General features: G+C 50.6%; 1 protein-coding gene. It reads right to left on the reverse strand.

Annotation, left to right across the window (positions count from 1 at the left end):
• Positions 1-328 (reverse strand): uracil phosphoribosyltransferase (upp, locus tag WN59_RS07920; RefSeq protein ID WP_046515418.1); only part of this gene is annotated, 328 nt, incomplete at its 3' end.
• Positions 329-391: the final 63 nt, after the last annotated feature.

The raw sequence follows: 391 nt of genomic DNA on the forward strand, positions 1-391 counted from the left end.
CCAGTGTCTCAGGATCACGGTACAGTCCGATATGCCCCACCCGGGCTGAGGGAATCAGCTTCAGTATTCCCTCCTGCATTCCGAGACCGGCACGGAGTATGGGAACAATCCCCAGCTTTTTGCCGCTCAGCCTTTTTGCCGTCGTCCTCTGAACGGGTGTATCCACTTCAACATCTTCCAGTGACAGATCGCGCGTCACTTCATATGCCATCAGCATGCCGACTTCATCGACAAGTTCCCTGAACTCCTTTGTAGATGTCTTCTCATCACGGATATAACTCATTTTGTGCTGGATCAGCGGATGGTCCATTACTTGCACTTTGGACATAGTGTTCCTCCTGTCTTCTCAATTGTGCCGGAATAAGTGATCTTATTCCGAGATCGGAAGAGC

Origin of the sequence: Salinicoccus sediminis, from assembly GCF_000986795.1 — a bacterium.
Lineage (GTDB): Bacteria > Bacillota > Bacilli > Staphylococcales > Salinicoccaceae > Salinicoccus > Salinicoccus sediminis.